The 16,638-nt window shown below is 72.2% G+C and carries 17 protein-coding genes; 4 read left to right on the top strand and 13 right to left on the bottom strand.

The window, feature by feature from the left end:
• Positions 1 to 5: 5 nt before the first annotated feature.
• A complete protein-coding gene (locus L2C96_RS20580) occupies positions 6 to 488 on the bottom strand; it encodes a GtrA family protein (RefSeq protein ID WP_237337392.1) in 483 nt (160 codons plus the stop codon).
• A 186-nt stretch (positions 489 to 674) separates the two neighbouring features.
• Here L2C96_RS20580 and L2C96_RS20575 point away from each other — a divergent pair, with 186 nt between their 5' ends.
• On the top strand, positions 675 to 1,196 hold the full coding sequence (locus L2C96_RS20575) for a YqaA family protein (protein WP_020422076.1): 522 nt from the start codon (positions 675 to 677) through the stop codon (positions 1,194 to 1,196).
• Positions 1,197 to 1,527: 331 nt separating this feature from the next.
• Positions 1,528 to 2,490, top strand: a complete 963-nt coding sequence (locus L2C96_RS20570) for an aldo/keto reductase (RefSeq protein WP_237337391.1) — start codon at positions 1,528 to 1,530, stop codon at positions 2,488 to 2,490.
• 150 nt (positions 2,491 to 2,640) lie between these two features.
• On the opposite strand, the gene L2C96_RS20565 is transcribed toward L2C96_RS20570, so the two are convergent.
• Positions 2,641 to 3,522 carry a CPBP family intramembrane glutamic endopeptidase gene (locus tag L2C96_RS20565; RefSeq protein ID WP_237337390.1) on the bottom strand — a complete coding sequence of 294 codons (882 nt, stop codon included), beginning with the start codon at positions 3,520 to 3,522 and terminating at the stop codon, positions 2,641 to 2,643.
• Positions 3,523 to 3,539: 17 nt separating this feature from the next.
• Between L2C96_RS20565 and L2C96_RS45130 the strand changes: the two genes are divergently transcribed.
• Together L2C96_RS45130 and L2C96_RS20555 are read left to right on the top strand one after the other, a co-directional pair.
• A complete protein-coding gene (locus L2C96_RS45130) occupies positions 3,540 to 4,181 on the top strand; it encodes a TetR/AcrR family transcriptional regulator (RefSeq protein ID WP_237337389.1) in 642 nt (213 codons plus the stop codon).
• A 96-nt stretch (positions 4,182 to 4,277) separates the two neighbouring features.
• A complete protein-coding gene (locus L2C96_RS20555; RefSeq protein WP_237337388.1) occupies positions 4,278 to 4,751 on the top strand; it encodes a hypothetical protein in 474 nt (157 codons plus the stop codon).
• A gap of 22 nt (positions 4,752 to 4,773) precedes the next feature.
• Here the strand turns inward: L2C96_RS20555 and L2C96_RS20550 are convergent, their stop codons facing one another.
• From L2C96_RS20550 to L2C96_RS20500, 11 genes are all read right to left on the bottom strand, one after another.
• On the bottom strand, positions 4,774 to 5,226 hold the full coding sequence (locus L2C96_RS20550) for a hypothetical protein (RefSeq protein WP_237337387.1): 453 nt from the start codon (positions 5,224 to 5,226) through the stop codon (positions 4,774 to 4,776).
• On the bottom strand, positions 5,223 to 5,990 hold the full coding sequence (dapB, locus tag L2C96_RS20545; protein ID WP_020422071.1) for a 4-hydroxy-tetrahydrodipicolinate reductase: 768 nt from the start codon (positions 5,988 to 5,990) through the stop codon (positions 5,223 to 5,225). Before dapB ends, L2C96_RS20550 begins: the two co-directional genes overlap by 4 nt.
• Entirely contained in the window at positions 5,987 to 7,351 is a 1,365-nt protein-coding gene (locus L2C96_RS20540; protein WP_020422070.1) for a M16 family metallopeptidase, read from the bottom strand. Before L2C96_RS20540 ends, dapB begins: the two co-directional genes overlap by 4 nt.
• Before the next feature lie 81 nt (positions 7,352 to 7,432).
• A complete protein-coding gene (locus L2C96_RS20535; protein ID WP_020422069.1) occupies positions 7,433 to 9,685 on the bottom strand; it encodes a polyribonucleotide nucleotidyltransferase in 2,253 nt (750 codons plus the stop codon).
• 215 nt (positions 9,686 to 9,900) lie between these two features.
• Entirely contained in the window at positions 9,901 to 10,170 is a 270-nt protein-coding gene (rpsO, locus tag L2C96_RS20530) for a 30S ribosomal protein S15 (RefSeq protein ID WP_017981770.1), read from the bottom strand.
• 114 nt (positions 10,171 to 10,284) lie between these two features.
• Positions 10,285 to 10,788 (bottom strand): RNA 2',3'-cyclic phosphodiesterase, encoded by a 504-nt coding sequence (gene thpR / locus L2C96_RS20525; protein WP_020422068.1) that lies wholly within the window; start codon positions 10,786 to 10,788, stop codon positions 10,285 to 10,287.
• 3 nt (positions 10,789 to 10,791) lie between these two features.
• Positions 10,792 to 11,271 carry a helix-turn-helix domain-containing protein gene (locus L2C96_RS20520; protein ID WP_020422067.1) on the bottom strand — a complete coding sequence of 160 codons (480 nt, stop codon included), beginning with the start codon at positions 11,269 to 11,271 and terminating at the stop codon, positions 10,792 to 10,794.
• Positions 11,272 to 11,387: 116 nt separating this feature from the next.
• The gene (locus tag L2C96_RS20515) at positions 11,388 to 12,359 is read right to left on the bottom strand and encodes a bifunctional riboflavin kinase/FAD synthetase (protein WP_084506205.1); all 972 of its coding nucleotides are present in this window, start codon (positions 12,357 to 12,359) and stop codon (positions 11,388 to 11,390) included.
• 64 nt (positions 12,360 to 12,423) lie between these two features.
• Positions 12,424 to 13,335 (bottom strand): tRNA pseudouridine(55) synthase TruB, encoded by a 912-nt coding sequence (gene truB / locus L2C96_RS20510; RefSeq protein WP_084506204.1) that lies wholly within the window; start codon positions 13,333 to 13,335, stop codon positions 12,424 to 12,426.
• A 25-nt stretch (positions 13,336 to 13,360) separates the two neighbouring features.
• Complete coding sequence (locus tag L2C96_RS20505) at positions 13,361 to 14,671, bottom strand: MFS transporter (protein ID WP_027936466.1); 1,311 nt, start codon at positions 14,669 to 14,671, stop codon at positions 13,361 to 13,363.
• 346 nt (positions 14,672 to 15,017) lie between these two features.
• Positions 15,018 to 16,340: an MATE family efflux transporter gene (locus L2C96_RS20500; RefSeq protein WP_237337386.1), complete on the bottom strand. Its 1,323-nt coding sequence runs from the start codon at positions 16,338 to 16,340 to the stop codon at positions 15,018 to 15,020.
• Between the last annotated feature and the right edge of the window lie 298 nt (positions 16,341 to 16,638).

The following is a 16,638-nucleotide window of genomic DNA, read 5'->3' as shown; positions in this document are numbered from 1 at the left end:
TTGCGCTACGCGCGGCTGCGGTCGGTGAACACGATCCAGCGAAGCACGCTGTAGAGGAACACCGCCTCCAACGCGCCGGCGATGATGCGCGCCAGGTGGTACTGCACGCCCAGCGCGGCCAGGCCGGCCCCGGCGCCGAGGATGAACGCGAAGTAGTTGACGGCCACCGCGATCGCGTAGAGCACGGCCTGGCGCCCGACCGGGGCGTGCGAGCGGAAGTTGAAGACGCGGTTGAGCACGAAGCTCAGCGCGAAGGCGCAGACGTAGGCCGCGGTGATGGCGACCGGCAGCGGCAGCCCGGCCACGCCGTGGCCCAGGGTCAGCAGCAGCAGGTCGACGCCGAAGGTGAACCCGTTGATCAGCGCGAAGCCCACGAAGCTGGGCGGGACCAGCGTGTTCAGCCCGAAGGGCAGGTACCGGACGACCGTCGCGCAGAACGACGCGAACCTCTCCACGAGCGACCGCGTCACCCGGATGTCCTGTTGCACGGCGCCACGGTGGCAGAACCGGGTGACGGGAAGGTGAGCAGCCGGTAGTCAACAGGCGGCGGAAAGTGTCACCGACCCCACGGAGATCACACTTCGGGCTGATATCTTCTTGTGACCCCGTCCGTGTGATCCTCCGTCCCCCGCGGAGGCGCGCGCCGCCCCGAAGCCCCCCGTCAGGAGGCGCGGATGTTCGCCTGGTTCTGGGTGACGCTCGGCGTCGCCTTCGGGTCGGCGATCGTGCCCGTGATCAGCGTCGAGGTGTTCGTGCTGGGGCTCGTGGCCAGCGAGCCGGGGCTGCACTGGCTGCTGATCGGCGCGGCCGTCTCGATCGGCCAGATCGCCGGCAAACTGCTGTACTACCTGGCCGCGCGCGGATCGATCAGGCTGCCGCGGTTCCTGCACGACCGCCTGCACCGGGAGCGCCCGCCCAGCCGTCGCCGCGACCGGTGGCACCAACGGACCAAGTGGCTGCGCGGCAAGGTGGAGGCCCTGCGCGAGCGCTGCCACCGGCACCCGCACTGGATGACGGGCACCTACGGGGTCAGCTCGCTGATCGGGCTCCCCCCGTTCATGGCGACGACCGTGCTGGCGGGCCTGGCCGACATGCGGATGTCGACGTTCCTCACGGCGGGCCTGACCGGGCGGTTCATCAGGTACAGCGCGCTGGCCGCGTGCCCGGCGGTGTTCGCGGGCTGGTTCCACCACTGAGCTCGGGCTACCGGAGGAGCCGGAACAGCCCGTCGGAGGGGTCCACCACGACGGCGAGGGATTCGCCGACCGCCGGGACCCGGTGGCTGGGTCCGCGGTGGGTCACCTCTGTGTCGGTCTCCTCGCCGATCGAGCACGACGGGCGCAGACGACCAGCGCGGTCGCGGGCCGCCCGGCGCGTGCCCGCCGGTCCACCCGCCGCTTACCCCGGGCCACCGGCCCTACGGCACGATCTCGTCGAAGTTCCTGGCGGAGGCGGGTGTCGACCGGCCGCGAGTGAGTTTGGCGCCACACGTGCCGGAGGCGGCCGGGTTCCGACAAAGTGGACCGCATGAGATACCGGCTTTTCGGGCGCACCGGGCTGCGCGTGGCGGAGATGTTCCTCGGGGCGATGGCGCTGCAGGAACCGGACGAGGCGCGGCGGGTGGTCAAGGCCTACGCCGACGCCGGGGGCAACGTGATCGACACGGCCTCGGCGTACGCGGAGAGCGAGAGCGTGCTGGGCGAGGTGCTGACCGACCGCGACCGGTTCGTGCTGGCGACCAAGTACACGCTGACGCGGGACCCGCACGACCCGAACGCCGGGGGCAGCCACCGCAAGAACCTGGTCGCGTCCCTGGAGCGCAGCCTGCGGCGGCTGCGCACCGACTACGTCGACATCCTGTGGGTGCACACGTGGGACCCGCACACGCCGGTCGCCGAGACGCTGCGTGCGCTGGACGACCTGGTGCGGGCCGGGAAGGTCAGGTACCTCGGGGTGTCCGACACGCCCGCGTGGGTGGTGAGCCGGGCCGACGTGCTGGCGGAGTGGCGCGGGTGGACGCCGTTCGCCGGGGTGCAGGTGCCCTACAGCCTGCTGAACCGCGACATCGAGCGCGACGTGCTGCCGATGGCCGAGCAGCTGGGGCTGACCGTCGCGGCGTGGGGCGTCCTGGAGCACGGCGCGCTGACCGGGTCCAGCCGGGTCGGTTCGCCGTCGCCGGAGCAGCAGCGGGTAGCGGCGGCGGTGCGCGCGGTGGCGGACGAGCTGGGTGTCACGCCGGGGCAGGTGGCGATCGCGTGGTCGCGGGCGCGGTCGTCGGTCGTGCACCCGCTGATCGGGTTCCGGACGGCGGACCGGGTCGCGGAGAGCGTCGCCGCCCTGGACGTGACGCTGCCCTCGGAGGCGGTGGCGAAGCTGGAGGCGGCGGCGCCGTTCGAGCCCGGCCCGTTCGCCGACTTCGTGAACCAGTCGGCGGCCAGCGCCGGGGTGTTCGGCCACGGCGAGGTGGTGGCGCGTCAGCTGCGGGAGTGAGGCAGCTCGGCGACGGCGGCGGGTGAAGCCGATCGCGAGCAGGTGCCCGTCGAACCGCGCCGCCGCGACCTGGTCGGCGCGCCAGGCCCAGAACTCGGGGACGTGCTCAACACCGGTGAGGCACCTGCTCGGGCTGATGAACGCGCCGCGCTACAACAGGGGCAGCAGGATCGGCGCGGCGTTCATCGCCCCGTGGACCGTGATCACCGGCCACATCAGGCGGTGCCGGCTCCACAGGTAGCCGAGGAAGAGCCCGGCCACCCCCTGGTTCACGAAGGTCGCGGCCAGGTCCGACGGCAGATCCCCCGTGCCCTGGATGCCGACGTGCCAGCCTGCCCACAGGAGCGACGTGAGCACGATCGCGGGCCATCGCCCGAGGAGCGCCTCCCACCTGGTTTGCAGCCACCGCCGGTAGAAGACCTCCTCGAGCACGCTGTTGACGAGGAAGCCGACGACGAGCGTGGCCACCAGGGTGAGCACATCGACGGTGAAGGCGTAGTCGCTCATCGGCAGGGCCCAGGGACCCGCGTAGCTGACGGCGAACCACGCCGCCACCGCAGGTACCGGAGTCCACCACGGGCCGGTTGCCGAGACTCCGGTCTTCCCCGCGCCGCGGGACCACCGGAACAGCAGGACGGGGACCACGAGCAGCAGGACCAGCTTCGACACCGTGTGCGCCGGCTCGCCTCCGCCCGCCACGGCCAGGACGACCGCGAACAGCACGGCGGCGGCCAGCAGGGCACTCGCTTCGACCACCGTGCGCCGTTCGTGTGGTGTGACCGGGGCGGGCCGGGCCGGCACGAACCGCACCAGCGCGATCCCTACCGCGACCGGGATCCAGCGCACCCACATCGGCACTGAACCGTCGTGATCGGCCGAATAGCGGATGCCGGTGTTCCCGCTCAGCACCAGCCACAGCGCGGACCCGGCGAACACCAACCCACCCGTCACGAGCACCGCTCTGCTGGCGGCGGACCGGGACTGCGTCTGCGTTTTATTTAGCACAAGCGTACTGTAACCGAAACCGTACATTTGTGCTATAAAAAGTCGTGCCCAAGCTCGTCGACCACGACCAGCGACGCCAGGAACTCGCGCGCGTCGTCTGGGAGGTCATCAGCCGCGAGGGCATCCAGAGCGTGACGGTGCGGAAGGTTGCCGAGGAGGCAGGCGTTTCAGTCGGCGGCCTTCGCCACTACTTCGACAGCCAGCGTGGATTGCTTCGGTTCGCGGCACGGGCCATGGCCGAGAAAGTCGCCGCACGCGTGGCCGAGCACCTGCGCGGGGAGATGCCGGGACCGGTTCGCGCCCGGCTGCTGCTGGAGGAACTGCTGCCGCTGGACGCCGACCGGCGGGTGGACGCGGACGTCTGGCTGGCGTGCCTGGTGCAGTCGCGCGTGGACGAATCGCTGGCCGAGCTGCACGGCGCGGGTCTCCACGGAGAACGCCACCTGTGCCGGCTCGCGGTCGCGTATTCCTGCGGCCAACCCGCACCGCAGCTCATCGGGGACCGGCTCACCGACCCGGGCCTGGAACGGCAGGCTCTGCGGCTGCACACCTTCATCGACGGCCTGACCCTGCAGGCCGCGATGTACCCGGACGACTTCCCGCCGGAGGAGGTCCGCCGGCTCCTCGACGAGGAACTGGCAGCGCTGCCGGCGGACGGGTCGGCGTGCCAGGCCCACTCAGGCTGATGAACGGCTGCGGCAACCACCGCGATGGCCACCCCTCCCGCGCGGCGCGCGGGAGGGCCAGGTAGCGCGGGCCCCGGTGCTGGCACGATCACGCCCGTGGACGTCGTCGCCCAGTGGGTGCGCACCTGGTGGAGCACGGAATCCCGCGGTGGCGCGGGTGCAGCCACGCGCAGCAGGGTGCCGATCGCGTTCCCCCTGCCCGAGCCGGCGGCGCCGCTGGTGCACGAGGTGACCATCCGTGAACGCGACGGCTTCCAGCCGGCCGCCCGCGTTCTGGCCGGTGTTCCGGGCACGAACGAGGTGGATCTGCGGGAAGCGGACGGCGCGCTCCGGGTGATGCTGCGCTCGGCCCAGTTCCACAACCTGGTGCGGCGACGGCCGCCCGCGGTCCGGCTGCGGCCGGGCGAATGGCTGCGCCGGCAGATCGACTACCGGTTCCGCACCTACACCGGCCGCGGCCCGTGGCTCTACCGGCTCGACACCCTCAACCTCGCCTACCGGGCGGAACCGGATCCGGAGATCTTCCTCGGAACTCCCACCCGCCGCGTCGACGAGCGCGCGCTGCGGTAGGAACCTGGCACGCTCGCGGCGCTCAGTGGGCGGCCTCCGCCGCTTCCAGGTCCAGCGCCTTACGCATCGTCGCGCGGGCGCGGCGCCGGTCGCCCGCCAGGTCGTACGCGTGCGCCAACCGGTACCAGTACCGCCAGTCCTCGGGGTGCTGCTCCAGCTCCGCGCGGCGCTCCTCGAACCACGCGTCCGCCGCGGCGCGGTCCACCCGGCCGGACGGGCGGCGCGGCAGGTCGTCGACGTCCGGCAGCCCGCCCTCGGCGTCCAGCCGTCGCGCCAGGTGCTGGATCCGCGTGCCGGACCGCCAGGTGGCGACGACCATCCACAGCCCCAGCAGCGGCAGCACCAGCACGCCGACACCGAGCGCGATGCCCACGCCGGTGCCGGTCGCGATCAGCTCCACCCCGCGCGCCCCGAGCAGCACCAGGTAGACCACCAGCGCGGCGGTCATCACCAGTGCGACGTTGCGGGCCTTCACAGGTCGAGCACGTTCTCGAGGCCGACGGTCAGGCCGGGACGGCCCAGCACCTCCCGCACCCCGAGCAGCACACCGGGCATGAACGAGGTCCGGTCCATCGAGTCGTGCCGGATGGTGAGCGTCTCGCCCTCCTGGCCGAACAGGATCTCCTCGTGCGCCACCAGCCCGGGCAGCCGCACCGAGTGCACGTGCACGTCCTCGACCCGCGCGCCGCGGGCGCCGTCCAGTTCGCTCGTCGTCGCGTCCGCGCCCGGCTTCAGCCCGGCCTCGCGGCGCGCCTCCGAGATCAGCCGCGCCGTGTGGGCCGCCGTGCCGGACGGGGCGTCCGCCTTGCGGTTGTGGTGCAGCTCGATGACCTCGACCGACTCGTAGAACCGGGCCGCCTGCTGCGCGAACCGCATCGCGAGCACCGCGCCGAGCGCGAAGTTCGGCGCGATCAGCACCCCGACCTCCGGCTTGCCCGCCAGCCACGAGCGCACCGTCTCCAGCCGCTCCTCGCTGAACCCGGTGGTGCCGACGACCGCGTGCAACCCGTTGCCCACCAGGAACTCCAGGTTGCCCATCACCGCGTCCGGGTGGGTGAAGTCGACGACCACCTCCGCGCCGGCCTCGGTCAGCGCGGTCAGGTCGTCGCCCGCGTCCAGCTTCGCCACGACCGTCATGTCGGGCGCGCCCCCGGCGGCCTTGACCACCTGCGCACCCATCCGTCCCTGGGCGCCCAGCACGCCGACCCGGATCGGGTTGTCCTCGCCGCGGGGGTTCATTTCGCGATCACCTCGTGCAGATCTTCCGGTAGGTCCTGCTCGGAAGCGTACGGCCCGACCACCGCGGCGGCGGTGACCCCTCCCGGCGTCCCGAACAGGGTGCGGGCCAGCTCACACACCTCCTCGGTGGTCACCGCGGCGATCCGCTCCACCGACTCGTCGACAGTGAGGTGCACGCCGTAGTTGAGCTCCTGCTTGCCGATGCGCGACATCCGCGACGCGGTGTCCTCCAGGCCCAGCACGATCCCGCCGCGCAGCTGCCCCTTGGCGCGCGCGACCTCGGCGTCGGTGAAGCCGTCCTTGCCGACCTGCCCGAGCACGTCCCGCAGCACCGCCGACACCTCGCCCAGCCGCTCCGGCTGGCAGCCCGCGTAGACGGAGAAGTGGCCGGTGTCGGCGTAGGTCGCCACCGACGAGTACACCTGGTAGGCCAGGCCGCGCTGTTCGCGCACCTCCTGGAACAGCCGCGAGCTCATCCCGCCGCCGAGCGCGGCGTTGAGCACCGACAGCGCGTACCGGCGCTCGTCGTGCCGCGACAGCGCCTTCATGCCGAGCATGACGTGCGCCTGCTCGGTGTCGTCGCTGTGCAGCACCAGCCGCCGCTCCGCGGCCACCCGCGCCTTGCCCGCGCGCGGCGGCACCGGGGTGTCCGAACCGGACAGACGACCGCGCAACGCCTTGCGCGCCAGGCGGAGCACCTGCGCGTGCTCGACGTTGCCCGCCACCGCGAGCACCATCTTCGGCAGCGTGTAGCGCCGCCGGTAGAACCCACGCAGGCCGCTCGCCGACATGCCGGTGATCGACTCGGTGGTGCCCAGCACCGGGCGCGCCAGCGGGTGCGAACCCAGGACCGTGGTGACGAACGTGTCGTGCAGCAGGTCCTCGGGATCGTCGTCGCGCATGGCGATCTCCTCGAGCACCACGCTGCGTTCCGTGTCCACATCGGACTCTGCGCAGAGCGCCTCGAAGACCACGTCGGTGACCAGGTCCATCGCCAGCGGCAGGTCCTCGTCGAGCACCTGCGCGTAGTAGCAGGTGTGCTCCTTCGCGGTGAACGCGTTCAGCTCACCGCCGACCGCGTCGATCTCCTCGGCGATCTGCACCGCGGACCGGTTGGTGGTGCCCTTGAACAGCAGGTGCTCCAGGTAGTGCGCCGCACCGGCCACCTTCGGCGGCTCGTCGCGCGAGCCGACCCCGACCCACAGGCCGACGGTCGCCGACCGCACTCCCGGCACGTGCTCGGTGACCACCCGCAGCCCGCCCGGCAGCACGGTGCGCTTCACAACCTGGCCGTTCGCCCCGGTCTCGAGCGTCCGCGTGGTGCCCGCGGCCTGCTCGTGCCCGGCAATCTGTCGCGCCATCGAATCCCAACACTCGTGCGGGAACACGGAAAACGGCCCGCCCCGCCCGGGGACGGGCCGTTTCCCGGCTACCGCTTCGTCCTACTTGGCGTCGGCCTCGGCGCCCTCGGCGGGAGCCTCCTCGGCCTTCTTCTCGCCCTCTTCCTCGTCCTTGACGAGGACCAGGCTGATCTTGCCGCGGTTGTCGATGTCGGCGATCTCGACGCGGAGCTTGTCGCCCACGTTGACCACGTCCTCGACCTTGCCGATGCGCTTGCCGTTGCCCAGCTTCGAGATGTGGATCAGGCCGTCCTTGCCCGGCAGCAGCGAGACGAACGCGCCGAACGCGGCCGTCTTCACCACGGTGCCCAGGAAGCGCTCGCCCACCTTCGGCAGCTGCGGGTTCGCGATGGCGTTGATCTTGCTGATCGCGGCCTCCGCGGACGGGCCGTCGGCCGCACCCACGTAGATCGTGCCGTCGTCCTCGATCGAGATGTCGGCGCCGGTCTCCTCGGTGATCGAGTTGATCATCTTGCCCTTCGGCCCGATGACCTCGCCGATCTTGTCGACCGGGATCTTCACGCTCGTGACGCGCGGGGCGTACGGGCTCATCTCGTCCGGGGAGTCGATGGCCTCGGCCAGCACGTCGAGGATGGTCAGCCGGGCGTCCTTGGCCTGGTTCAGCGCGCCGGCCAGGACGTCCGACGGGATGCCGTCGAGCTTGGTGTCCAGCTGCAGCGCGGTGATGAAGTCCTTGGTGCCGGCGACCTTGAAGTCCATGTCACCGAAGGCGTCCTCGGCGCCGAGGATGTCGGTCAGCGCGACGTAGCGCGTCTCGCCGTCGACCTCGTCGGAAACCAGGCCCATCGCGATGCCCGCGACCGGCGCCTTCAGCGGCACACCGGCGTTGAGCAGCGACATGGTCGAGGCGCACACCGAGCCCATCGAGGTGGACCCGTTCGAGCCCAGCGCCTCCGACACCTGCCGGATGGCGTAGGGGAACTCGTCCCGCTTCGGCAGCACCGGCACCAGCGCGCGCTCGGCCAGCATGCCGTGTCCGATCTCGCGCCGCTTGGGCGAGCCGACGCGGCCGGTCTCGCCGGTGGAGAACGGCGGGAAGTTGTAGTGGTGCAGGTACCGCTTCGTCGTCTCCGGCGACAGCGAGTCGATCTGCTGCTCCATGCGCAGCATGTTCAGCGTGGTGACACCCAGGATCTGGGTCTCGCCGCGCTCGAACAGCGCCGAACCGTGGGCCCGCGGGATGATCGCGACCTCGGCCGCCAGCTGGCGGATGTCGGTGAGGCCGCGGCCGTCGATGCGGACCTTGTCGCGCAGGATGCGCTGGCGGATCAGCTTCTTGGTCAGCGCCCGGAACGCGGCGCCGATCTCCTTGTCGCGGCCCTCGAAGGCCTCGCCCTCGCCGAGGCCGACCTTGGCCAGCACGGCGGCCTTGACCTCGTCGGTGGCGTTCTCGCGCTCCTGCTTGCCCGCGATGGTCAGCGCCTTGGCCAGGTCCTCGCTCGCGATCGCGGCGACCGCGTCGTAGGCGTCCTGCTGGTAAGCGGGGAACACCGGGAAGTCGCCGGTCGGCTTGGCGGCCGCGTCGGCGAGCTTCTGCTGCGCCTCGCACAGCACGCGGATGAACGGCTTGGCGGCGGCCAGGCCCTCGGCCACGGCCTGCTCGGTCGGCGCCGGGGCGCCGCCCGCGATCAGGTCGAGCGTGTTCTCGGTGCCCTCGGCCTCGACCATCATGATCGCGACGTCGTCACCGACGACACGGCCTGCGACGACCATGTTGAAGGTCGCCTGCTCCAGCTGCGACCAGGTCGGGAACGCGACCCACTGGCCCTCGATCAGCGCGACGCGGACGCCGCCGATCGGGCCGGAGAACGGCAGGCCGCCGATCTGGGTCGAGGCCGACGCGGCGTTGATCGCCAGCACGTCGTAGGGGTCCTCGGGGTGCAGGCTCTGCACCGTGACGACGATCTGGATCTCGTTGCGCAGGCCGTCGGCGAACGACGGGCGCAGCGGCCGGTCGATCAGGCGGCAGGTCAGGATCGCGTCGGTGGAGGGACGGCCCTCGCGGCGGAAGAACGCGCCCGGGATCCGGCCCGCGGCGTACATCCGCTCCTCGACGTCCACCGTCAGCGGGAAGAAGTCGAAGTGCTCCTTCGGCTGCTTGGAGGCGGTGGTCGCCGACAGCAGCATCGTCTCTTCGTCCAGGTAGGCCACGACAGCGCCGGCGGCCTGCCGGGCGAGCCTGCCCGTCTCGAAGCGGATCGTGCGCGTGCCGTACTTGCCGTTGTCGATGACGGCCTCGGCCTCGTGCACGACGGGTCCGCTTGCTTCGGTCATGTGTAGTTGACTCCTCGTTCGTTCGGGCAGCAGTGCGCCCCGCCCGTGCGGGGCGGCGTCCGAGGAACGAGCCGGTCTTCGATCGAAGCCAACGGGACTCTCCCGTAAGCCACTACCGAGGACCGGCGTCCTTGCCCTCGAGCGCCTGCCCTTCCTCTTTCTTACTTCGTATGGACCGAGGGGGAGCGACCGTGGTCACTCCCCCTCGGATCACGTCATCGGCGCAAGCCGAGTCGCTGGATCAGCGACCGGTAGCGTTCGATGTCCACCTTCATCACGTAGTTGAGCAGCCGGCGACGACGGCCGACCAGCAGCAACAGGCCGCGACGGGAGTGGTGGTCGTGCTTGTGCACCTTGAGATGCTCGGTGAGACCGATGATCCGCTTGGTGAGCAGCGCGACCTGGGCCTCCGGGGACCCGGTGTCGGACTCGTGCAGACCGTACTCGGTCAGAATCGACTTCTTCTCGTCGGTGGACAGCGCCACTGAGTTCTCTCCTCTGTGTTGTTCTGTGCCGTGAGGCCCGCTGGACGCGGGTAGTCGGTCGCGGCCGCCACGGACTGCAGCCGGACCCGGTGGTTCAGGGTATCAGGGAGCGCACTACCTGGCCTGCTGGGACAGCGGGAACCGCTCGACCACCACGTATCGCACGCCGTCGGCGCTCCGCTGCGACCGCATCAGCACCGCCTCCGCGGCCGTCCACATCTCGCTGCGGTAGCCGGACAGCCGCCGCTCCAGTTCCACCGGCACCCGCTCGCGCGTGCGCGCCAGCGTCAGGTGCGGCAGGTAGGCGCGGCCCTCGTCGCCGGCTCCGGCGGCGAGACCGAGTTCGGTGATCCCTTCGCCGTACACCCCGAGGTAGAGGACCCGGGTGAACGTGCCCGCACCTTCCAACCAGATCCGGGGCGCCGGCATTCCCGCCAGCCGGGGCCGCAGCCAGTCCGCCCTGGCCCCGGCGTCGTCCTCGCCGTAGAAACCCAGCGTGACGTGCCAGTTGTCCGGCGAACTCCACCGCACGCCGTCCAGCCGCGGCAGCCCGGCGACCTCGGCGGTCAGGGTCTCGACCACGGCGGCGGGCGGCAGGACCGCGGAGAACAGCACCACGGGTCAGCCCTGTTGCCCGGCGCGGCGGAGCAGGTCGGCCAGCGCCGGGAAGTCGTCGTCGAGCCGCTTGGCCGCCTCGATCAGGTCCTCGTCCTCGGCGATGTCCCGCAGCGCGGACAGCACCGCGCGCTCCTCGGACAGCGCGTTGACCGGGAAGGTGTCGCGGCCGACCGTGGGCCGCGCGTCCCGCACGTCCTCCAGCGCGGCCATCAGGGCTTCCTTGTGGCCCGCGGCGACCTCGGGGATCAGGCACTTGCGCTCGAGCATGATCATCCGTGCGAGCACGACCGGGTTGCCGATCTTGGCGCGGCGGCCGCTCATCACCTGGCTCAGCATCGGGGCGCTGATGCCCAGCACCTCGGCCAGGTAGGCCTGCGAGACGTCGAACGCGACGACGAGACGGCGCACCCGGTCGCCCAGCGGCTCGCCGTACCACTCCCGCTGGAGGGCGATGTTCCGCTGGACGATCTTGTGGTCATCCACGTGCTGTGCTCCCTGCTCTCCCCGGACAGACCTGGCCGCGCCGGACCCAATCTTGCCAGGTGGGATCGGGCGGGCGAGGCGGAATCACCCGACGATTCGCAATCGCACCGGCGCGGTCAGCTGCCGGTGCCGAGGATGGCGCGGGTGCGGCTGACGTCGTCGGCGATCTGCTCGACCAGGTCGTCGACGCTGGTGAACTTCACCATGTCGCGCAGGCGGCCGACGAAGTCCAGCGCCACGTGCTGGCCGTAGAAGTCCTCGTCCACGTCGAGCACGAACGCCTCGACGGTGCGCTCGCGGCCGGAGAACGTCGGGTTGGTGCCGACCGAGACCGCCGCGGGCAGCAGGCGGCCGGGCTGGTTGTCGCGGACGAACCAGCAGGCGTAGACGCCGTCGGCGGGCACCGCGGCGAACCGCGGCGTGGACAGGTTCGCGGTCGGGTAGCCCAGGTCGTGCCCGCGGCCGTCGCCGCGGACCACGATGCCCTCCAGCCGGTGCGGGCGGCCCAGCGCGTCGGCCGCGGCGACCACGTCGCCCGCGTCGATGCACGAGCGGACGTAGGTGGACGAGAAGGTGATCTCGCCGACGTCCGCGGTCTCGCCGTCGGCGGTGGATCCGCCCTGCAGCTCGGCGCCGTAGGTGGCGAACCCGAAGCGGCGGCCCAGGTCCTTGAGCAGGGCCACGTCGCCGGCGGCCTTGTGCCCGAAGGTGAAGTTCTCCCCCACCACCACGGCGGCCGCGTGCAGCCGGTCGACCAGCACCTCGTGCACGAACTCGTGCGCGGTCAGCCGGGACAGCTCGGCGGTGAACGGCAGGACGCACAGCACGTCGATGCCGAGCTGCTCGACCAGCTCAGCCTTGCGGCGCAGCGTGGTCAGCTGCGCCGGGTGGCTCCCCGGCCGGATGACCTCGGACGGGTGCGGGTCGAACGTCAGCATCACGCTGGGCAGGTTGCGGTTCTTGGCCACCTCGACCGTCCTGGCGATCAGCGCCTGGTGCCCGCGGTGCACCCCGTCGAACACGCCGATCGTGACCACGCACCGTCCCCAGCCGCCGGGGAGATCAGCAAGCCCTCGCCACCTCTGCACGCATGCAGCGTACTGCCGCGCGAAGCGCGTCCGTCGAGGGTGGTGGTGGGGAAGCGGCCGGCCTCTAGGCCGGAGCCAGGACGACTACTGAGCGGGCCACGCCGCCCGCATCCACGGCGAGAGCGAGCACTTGGCCGTCCGGGTCGAACACGCCGTAGGTGCCTTCGATGCCGGACGCGCGGACCTGCTGTCCATACCGGACAGCCCGGGCGGTCGCCGCATCGACGTCATAACGCGGGAAGGCGGCGCCGACGGCCTCGTTGAGGTCGAACGACAGCTCCGGCTTCTCCTCCAGCTGCTCCAGCGTGCGAGCCGCGGCGATGCCGAACGGGCCGACGGTGGTGCGGCGCAACGCGGCGAGGTGACCGCCCACGCCGAGCGCCGCACCGAGGTCGCGGGCCAGCGCCCGCACGTAGGTGCCCGACGAGCACTCGACGACCGCGTCCAGCTCGATGCGGTCGGCGACGCGGCGGGTGGCGAGCAGGTCGAACCGGTACACGGTGACCGGCCGCGGCTTGAGCGCGACCTCTTCACCGGCACGCACGCGCGCGTACGCCCGCTTGCCGGCGATCTTCACCGCGCTCACCGCGCTCGGGACCTGCTGGATCTCCCCGGTGAGCGCGGCGATCCCGGACGCGATCGCCTCGTCGGTGACGGCGGCCAGCGCGTCCGGGTCCGCGGTGGAGGTGTGCTCGCCCTCGGCGTCGTCGGTGGTGGTCGAGACGCCGAGGGCCAGCGTGGCGAGGTAGGTCTTGCGGTCCAGCGCGAGGTGGCCCAGCAGCTTGGTCGCCCGCTCGACGCCCAGCACCAGCACGCCGGTGGCCATCGGGTCGAGCGTGCCGGCGTGCCCGACCTTGCGGGTGCCCATGATCCGGCGCACCCGCGCCACCACGTCGTGGGAGGTCATGCCCGGTGGTTTGTCCACCACGAGCAGGCCGGGCGGGGGCGCGGGGCGTCGAGTCTTCGGCTGGGACACGGCTGGAAACCTTACGGGCGAGCCGTCACGCGGCCGCCGGGACCTTCCGGGTGGGCGCGTCCCACACGTGGCGGCGGACCTGCACCGGCACGTGCTCGCCCCGCTCCTGCGCGGCGAACAGCTCCGCGCGGGCGCGCAGCCACCACACCAGCATGCGGAACGTGCCCAGCACCAGCACCGCGACGACGGCCAGCAGCGCGAGCCGGAACTGGCCGCCGGTGAGCTGCAGCAGCACGCCGACCGCCAGCGCGGTGAGCGTGGTGGCGACGAAGCCGCCGACGTTGACCACGCCGGTCGCGGTGCCCACGCGGGACAGCGGGTTGTAGTCGCGGGCCAGCGCGAACCCGATCATCGACGCCGGGCCGCCCAGGGACAGGAACGCGAACGCGGGCACCAGCACGCCGACCGGGATCTGGCCCGGCCAGCTCAGCAGCAGGGCCCAGACCGCGGCGGCGCCGGCGAGGTAGCCGAGCACCAGCGGCATCCGGGTGCCGGGGCGGGCGGAGATGAGGCTGCCGACCAGCGGGCCGCCGATCATCGAGCCGAACACGAACACGGTCAGCAGCGCGCTGGCGGTCGCGGCCGGGTGGCCCTGGCCCTGCACCAGGAACGGCACGCCCCACAGCAGGGTCAGCACGTTCGGGGCGAACATCGTCGAGAAGTGCACCCAGAAGCCGAGGCGGGTGCCGGGGACGCGCCACGCCGTGCGGACCTGGCGGGCCAGCTGGCGCGCGTCGACCGGGCCGGCCTTCGGGGTGGCGCCGGCCGGGGTGTCGCGGACGCGGCCCGCGACGACGGCCGAGTAGATCGCGGTGATCAGGCCGGCGGCGAGGAACGTCGGGGTCCAGCCGGGGCCGGCGAGCAGCAGGGTGAGCGGGACGGTCGCGGCGAGGTTGCCGAGGAAGCCGATCGCCGTGGTGAAGCTGGTGACCACGGCGTACTGGCGGCCCGGGAAGTGCGCGGCGATCAGGCGCAGCACGCTGACGAAGGTGAGCGCGTCACCGAAGCCGAGCACGCCGCGCGCGAGCAGGCCCAGCGCGTAGGTGTCCGCGATGGCGACGAGGACCTGGCCGAGGCCGAGGAAGATCAGCGCGGCGGTGAGGACCTTGCGCGGCCCGAAGCGGTCGACGAGGACGCCGGTGGGGATCTGCATCGCGGCGTAGACGCCGACCTGCAGGACGGTGAACGTGGAAAGCGCGGCGGCGCCGACCCCGAACCGGTCGGCGGCTTCCAGCCCGGCGACCCCGAACGAGGTGCGGTGGAAGACGGAGAGGAGGTAGACGATGGCGGCGGTGAACCAGATGAACCACGACCGGCGGCTGGCCTTGCCGATCACGGGTGCCTGCTGCGGCGGCACGAAGGATTCCTCCCGAAGCGGAGTAGGCGACAACGACACGGGGACGCCCGCATCGCCGTCCCGATAGTTGTATCGCCTGTGCAAGGCTGAAACTTACCTGTTACCGGGGTGTTTTCAGCCACACGGCGCAGCGATTCGCGGCCCCGGAGCCACCCCCACGACACGCCCGCAGCGCGGCGTTCGGCGGGGGCCAGCGGGCGGCAGGGGCGATCGTTCACGCCACCGTCGCCCACTGCCGCCGAGCCGGCCCGCGGCCGCGCGTGCCGGGCCGGCCGACCGCGCGAACCGCACCCACACCCCCGACCCGGAGCCGGAGCCAGCGGCGTCAGCGGACCGCGCCGACCACGGTCCAGCCGTCCGAGCGCCAGCGGGCCACCACCGCGGCCAGGCGCAGCACCATGAACAGCGACAGGCCGGTCCAGATGCCGGTCAGGCCCCAGCCGAAGCCGAGCGAGGCCCAGATCAGCGGCAGGAACCCGAGCGCGGCGCTGACGAGCGTCGCGGCGCGGAGGAAGGCCGCGTCGCCCGCGCCGAGCAGCACCCCGTCCAGCGCGAACACCACGCCCGCGATCGGTTGCAGCGCCACGAAGAACCACCAGGCGTGCGGCACCTCGCCGAGCACCCCCGGGTCGGAGGTGAACGCGTGCGGCAGCACCTGCGACACCGCCGCGAACACCACGCCGAGCACGCAGCCCATGATCAGCCCGTAGCGCGTGATCTGCCCGGCCACGCCCCGCGCCTGCCGCGCCGAGCCCGCCCCGAGCGCCGCCCCGACCAGCGACTGGGCCGCGATCGCGACGGAGTCCAGCACGAGGGAGAGGAACGTCCACAGCTGCAGCACGATCTGGTGCGCGCCGACGGCCGCGGTCGAGGTGCGGGCCGCCACCGCGGCGGCGGAGACGAAGCACGCCTGGAAGGCGAGGCTGCGCAGCACCAGGTCCCGGCCGAGGCCGAGCTGCGCGCGCATCACCTTCGGGTGCGGCTTGAGCGACACCTTCTCGGCCACGAGGGCCCGCAGGAACAGCCCGGCGCTGATCACCTGGGCGACGACGTTCGCGACGGCAGACCCTTCGAGCCCCCAGTCCGCGACGTAGACCAGCAGCGGGCAGAGGACCGCGGAGATCCCGTTGCCCGCCAGGACGTACCGCAGCGGGCGGACCGCGTCCTGCACGCCGCGCATCCAGCCGTTGCCCGCCATGGTGATCAGGATCAGCGGCGCCCCGAACAACGCGATGCGCAGCCAGGACACGGCCGCCGCGGCGACCTCGTCACTGCCGGACAGGACACGGGCGACCGGGCCCGCGAGCAGCTGCCCGGCGCCGAGCACGACCAGGCCGACGAGGATCGCCAGCCAGGTCGCCTGGACGCCTTCGCTGACCGCCTCCGCGCGGCGGCCGGCGCCGTGCAGGCGGGCGGTGCGGGAAGTGGTGCCGTAGGACAGGAACGTCAGCTGGGTCGAGACCTGGGCCAGCACGACCCCGCCCACGGCGAGCCCGGCCAGCGGAAGGGCCCCCAGGTGCCCGACGACGGCCGTGTCGACCAGGACGTACAACGGCTCGGCCGCGAGGACCCCCAGCGCCGGGACCGCCAGGCCCAGCACGCGCCTGGCGGGCACCTTCTCCCCGGCGGTTTCCACGGTTTCGGACACGAGGGCAGGTTAACCGGGGGCACCGACAAGATCGGCCGCGCGGCCGTGGCCAGGCCGGGGGATGGTGGGTGCTGCTGGAGGGGCGGTGGCTCCCGGAGGGGGCGGTGGCTTCCGGAGGGGGCGATGGCTTCCTGGCGGGGTGCCAGCTCCCTGGGGCGGTAGCTCCCTGGGGCGGTAACTCCTGGTGGCGGCGATGGCTTCCGGGCAGGGCGGCAGCTCCCCGGGGCGGTAACTCCCGGTGGCGGCGATGGCTTCCGGGCAGGGCGGCAGCTCCCCGGGGCGGTAACTCCCGGAGGGG

The sequence above is a fragment of the Amycolatopsis tucumanensis genome (assembly GCF_021654135.1).
Taxonomy (GTDB): domain Bacteria; phylum Actinomycetota; class Actinomycetes; order Mycobacteriales; family Pseudonocardiaceae; genus Amycolatopsis_E; species Amycolatopsis_E tucumanensis.
This window is presented reverse-complemented; position numbering and strand designations above follow the sequence as displayed.

What these genes read in the sequence shown, in the direction of transcription:
- L2C96_RS20535 (WP_020422069.1), bottom strand. Translation starts at nt 9,685, where the DNA reads ATGACCGAAGCAAGCGGACCCGTCGTGCACGAGGCCGAGGCCGTCATC.
- L2C96_RS20540 (WP_020422070.1), bottom strand. Translation starts at nt 7,351, where the DNA reads ATGGCGCGACAGATTGCCGGGCACGAGCAGGCCGCGGGCACCACGCGG.
- L2C96_RS20570 (WP_237337391.1), top strand. Translation starts at nt 1,528, where the DNA reads ATGAGATACCGGCTTTTCGGGCGCACCGGGCTGCGCGTGGCGGAGATG.
- L2C96_RS20565 (WP_237337390.1), bottom strand. Translation starts at nt 3,522, where the DNA reads ATGTACGGTTTCGGTTACAGTACGCTTGTGCTAAATAAAACGCAGACG.
- dapB (WP_020422071.1), bottom strand. Translation starts at nt 5,990, where the DNA reads ATGAACCCCCGCGGCGAGGACAACCCGATCCGGGTCGGCGTGCTGGGC.
- L2C96_RS20575 (WP_020422076.1), top strand. Translation starts at nt 675, where the DNA reads ATGTTCGCCTGGTTCTGGGTGACGCTCGGCGTCGCCTTCGGGTCGGCG.